The following is a 4012-nucleotide window of genomic DNA, read 5'->3' as shown; positions in this document are numbered from 1 at the left end:
ACGCCGGTGATCACCTCAATGCGGGTGGGTCTGTCGTTGGGCATAAGCATGTCCCCAAGCACAGGCTTGAGCCTTCCATGGTCATGCCAGGCTGTCCGGTCGAAATGGGGGGCAGTTCACGATTTTATCGTCGTGTCCACGGGACCGGCAGCAGGCCAAGATTTCGGCCAACGCTAACATCGATTAGCCCTTCCACCAGGGTTTAGTCGTAAGGTTCTTCTGTCAGTCGGTAGGGGGCAGGGCTCTCGACTGACGTCTGGCGCAGGCCTCGCCTGCCAGCAGTTCGGGAGAGTTCCGAGATGACCCTGCGATCTTCCAAGTCGATGGTGACGGACAGGCTTTTGGACATGGACCCGCGGCATGCCATTCTCGTGTGCATGCGGGCCGATCCACTCGCCGGCGTTTGCTCATCGCCGGGTCAATCAACAACGGAGAGGTGCAGCCATGTCCCAGAGACAGCAGCGAAGCAAAAAAGAAACGAAGAAACCAAAACTGAAGAAGACCCCGCCGGTCGCACCGTCAAGTGTCGTACGGATCTTCCGCGATGTGGCGTCGCCGAAACTTTAGAAAAAGCATTGAGCCGGTTTCTTGCCGTCACGGAGCGTATCCCGCTCCGATCAATGCCACGCAACGCGCGGTTCTGGGCGCAACCGCAGCACCCACACCGCAAGCAGCTTCGACACCGAAGCAGGAGACCATTATGAACGTTAACCAGTCCCGCAAAAGCATGGGCATCATCGCTGCCGTTCTCATCGGCATAGTCATAATCGCAGCCTACCTCTTCGGGTGGTATGGCGGCGATCCCACGGTGGCGATTCCGGCTGACTGAGGGAGCGCGACGCCGTTCAGATGAACGGGTCGGGGGCCCGCAGAAGCGGACCCCCAACGGCGCGGCTTCGGGACCGGACCACCAAAAACTATCGCAACGTGTTTCGTGCCTCGCAGGGCGAACAACTCATCGGGCAGCTGCTCGACAACTTCCACACAGTCAACGAGAGTATCCGGCAACTCGAACAGGCGCTTCTGCCTCGCTGGCTCGTTGGCCCGTGCCGCCCCAGGCTCGAGCGGGATCTCGAGGCGCGCCTGACGCTGAAGGGGCGGGCCGAGCGCGGCTACTGAACCGCGCCGGGTCTGCCGGAGGCTCCAACTCTTAAGTAGACTGGAGCCATCATGAGCAAGACAACGAACAAGTTCTCCCCGGAGGTCCGCGAGCGTGCAGTGCGAATGGTCCTCGACAATCCGGGCCAGACCCGGCGCGGTTTATGCCGTTCTCCTCCTCGAGCTGTTTCAACCGTCGGATCTCGGCCACGCCATTCCGGCGTAGTTTTTCTACCAGCGGTAGAACGTGGCTTCCGCAACTCCCATCTTGCGACAGACCTCGCCGACCGTCGTGCCAGCCTCACTGCAAACGCGATCTGCTCCTCCGTAAACCGTCCTTGGGCATCGGAGCACTCCTCTGCTGCCAGTGACCATGCCCGCAAATTCGTGCTTAGCTTGGACCGTTTGCCGGGTCAGGTCAGCGGCTACAAGGTTGCGCTCGACCTCCGAAGCCGGCTTCCGTCGGCCGCGGTACGTTTCAATGACATACAGCGAGCAACAGCTACCGGTGGACCAATGTCGCATTGTGGTACATCGCCCCTTGTATGTCGATCTCAGAAGGCGCATGTCTTTCGGGTCATTGTTGTTCGCTTCGAACCGCTGCTTCCGTTCATCCGGCTTTCAGTTGATCGATTCAGTTTGACTTTGCCGGGTTGCCACATCCTGTGGGCAGCACATGAACAGGAGACCACGGATATGGCCCATGGCACCTTGAAGTTTTTCAATACCCAAAAGGGCTTCGGCTTCATCGAAACGGATACGGGCGGCAAGGACGTTTTCGTCCACATCTCGGCGGTCGAACGTGCCGGTCTCACCAGCCTTTCGGACGCCCAGAAAGTGACGTTCGATGTGGAAACCGGTCGCGATGGCCGCGAAAGCGCGACCAATCTCGTGCTCGTCTAACCCCGTCGCGCGGGCGCTTCACACGAAGCGCCCGGTCACCGTGAGCGATCTCTCGATGCCTAACAACCGAACAGTTCGCGAAACTGGTCGCGGGTTCTGAGTTGGTATCGAGGGACCTACCCCATACCCAGCATACTGGAATTGTTCGTTACGCTGGCGCCCTTTGTTGGTATGTGAGGCGTGGCTTGATGGCTCTCCTTCAGCGCAGAGCTATACACGCTGCTTGCGTTGGTCAATTCGGCCTTCCTCGTGCGCCTGTTCATGATCCTGAAGATTTGTGGCCAGGGATCGTTCTTCCGCAGTAAGCGACTGGGCAACCGGTTAGGCCGCGCAATCGGAGTGGTTGCGTTGACGCCCGATGCCAACTGGCGCGAGACCCACGCTGTCCACCACACCGCTGCCCGAAAACTCGACGGAGGCGGGGTCGGTGATGCCGTTCCTGAGGGTCGCCGAGTATCGCGCGAAGGGACCTTTTGCCTGCAGACTCTATCGCCTCGTCTACCAACCGCAGTTCATGTTCGGTATCGAGCCCGTTTGCCGCTTCTCCTGCAGAACCGGCTGCAAGTCGGTCTCATGGGGTCGAGATGAAGATACTGGCCCAGCGCGATAGGGACGAATGCTGGAATCTCTTCTCCGCGCCGCGAGCACAGGAATGCGGTTCTCCTACGTCCAGCACCAGTTCGAGCATGCCAGCTGGAACATCGAAACGAACTAGAAATTTCATGACGCGGCGCTGAAGGACAGTTCGCACTACGATCTTCCGCCGGTTCTTCTCTGGTTGACTAACAATTACTGGCGACCCCCACGGCCCCATCTGCCAAATTGGATCCAGGTCCATTCGCCTTCTCGAAGTGCTTCGTGACGATGAGGCGCTTGAAAATTCGAACCGGAACCCTTGCGGGATAAATTAGGCGTCACGCGCCTTTTTCTATGAGACGAATCCAAGGGGGCGGCTAGCGTCCTTCGCAGACGCGCAGTGGCTGCGGACCTGACCAGGGATCGGACCCATTTGCCTATCATCATCTTTCGGAGGCCAACACGATGACGCGTTTCAAGACGAAAGTTCGAAGTGATTCAGATCGTAACCTGTTCAGAGAACAAAAGGAAAAGGACTCCGAACGCTTGATTGGTACCCCTGTCCCGGTGCAGCTAGGGGAACACGGCCGGTATCAGATCAAATCCGGGCGCCTCTCTGGGGAATACGTCGCCAGAGCCTTTCCCAAGCGGGCGACGAACGCGCGCGGGCTAATTGCCGAGGCGAAGGGAGCTACGGAGGAAGCCGCGATCGCAGCTCTCCATGACGTGATCGACGCGAGGGAAATCCGAAGAATCGAAGATCGCCGGATCGATCCCCAGACCGGATTGTCGGTCCCGAGCGCCGAGGAATACGCCGAAGCGCTGGACCAAGTTACTCTTTCGCGTCCACAGCGTGCGATGTTGACGGCGCTAGCCCTTGCCGAGGATGAGGGCCTGTCGGAAATGCGTCTGGCGAACGCGGCAGGTTACAAGTCTAAGGCATCCGCAAATCGCGCCCTTGCATCCGCGGCTCTGCTCATCGGCAGCTACCTTTCGTTCGACACAAGTTCGAACGGAGGCACCCACACGGCAGAAGAAACGGTGTTGCTGGGATATCGAGGCGAGAAACGAAGCGACGACGATCCGGGAAACTGGATACTTCGTGTCGAAGTGCGCCACGCCGTTCGATTGACGTTATGACCGAAGCAGCGGGAGTTGTTTAGGACACTCCGTGTAAGCCGGTCCCGAAACCGACTACTGGGCCGCATTCGGTGATCGGAAACTCGTTCGCACGCTCGCCGCTCGGGCCGGCGCTGTCTAGGACAATTCAGCGATGGAGAGTTTTTCACATCGCTGAAGACCGAGTGCACAGCTGCTGTGACCCCCATTCTTCATCCACCCGAAGCCGGAGCCCGGCGGTCAGATTGGCGCGGGTGCGCCGGTGGTGCAATGGGCGATCCGCGCAGCGTTTTCGGCGCGCGGAGCGGATCGCCCA

Annotated in this window: 4 protein-coding genes and 1 pseudogene; 4 read left to right on the top strand and 1 reads right to left on the bottom strand. The window is 59.3% G+C overall.

All coding sequences use genetic code 11. The features are described 5' to 3' along the window. Nucleotides 1-700 precede the first annotated feature (700 nt). Both ACXYMW_RS19615 and ACXYMW_RS19610 read left to right on the top strand, forming a co-directional pair. Nucleotides 701-829: a hypothetical protein gene (locus ACXYMW_RS19615; RefSeq protein ID WP_459037017.1), complete on the top strand. Its 129-nt coding sequence runs from the start codon at nt 701-703 to the stop codon at nt 827-829. Nucleotides 830-927: 98 nt separating this feature from the next. Continuing rightward, nucleotides 928-1119: a hypothetical protein gene (locus ACXYMW_RS19610; protein ID WP_459037016.1), complete on the top strand. Its 192-nt coding sequence runs from the start codon at nt 928-930 to the stop codon at nt 1117-1119. Nucleotides 1120-1267: 148 nt separating this feature from the next. Here ACXYMW_RS19610 and ACXYMW_RS19605 read toward each other — a convergent pair. Then, nucleotides 1268-1466 (bottom strand): annotated as a pseudogene (locus ACXYMW_RS19605) (transposase); the annotation flags it as partial. A gap of 328 nt (nt 1467-1794) precedes the next feature. Between ACXYMW_RS19605 and ACXYMW_RS19600 the strand changes: the two are divergent. Together ACXYMW_RS19600 and ACXYMW_RS19595 are read left to right on the top strand one after the other, a co-directional pair. Further along, nucleotides 1795-2001, top strand: a complete 207-nt coding sequence (locus tag ACXYMW_RS19600) for a cold-shock protein (RefSeq protein ID WP_459037018.1) — start codon at nt 1795-1797, stop codon at nt 1999-2001. A gap of 1041 nt (nt 2002-3042) precedes the next feature. Next, nucleotides 3043-3717 (top strand): hypothetical protein, encoded by a 675-nt coding sequence (locus tag ACXYMW_RS19595; protein ID WP_459037015.1) that lies wholly within the window; start codon nt 3043-3045, stop codon nt 3715-3717. Nucleotides 3718-4012: the final 295 nt, after the last annotated feature.

The organism is Roseivivax sp. CAU 1761 (assembly GCF_054482755.1).
This window is presented reverse-complemented; position numbering and strand designations above follow the sequence as displayed.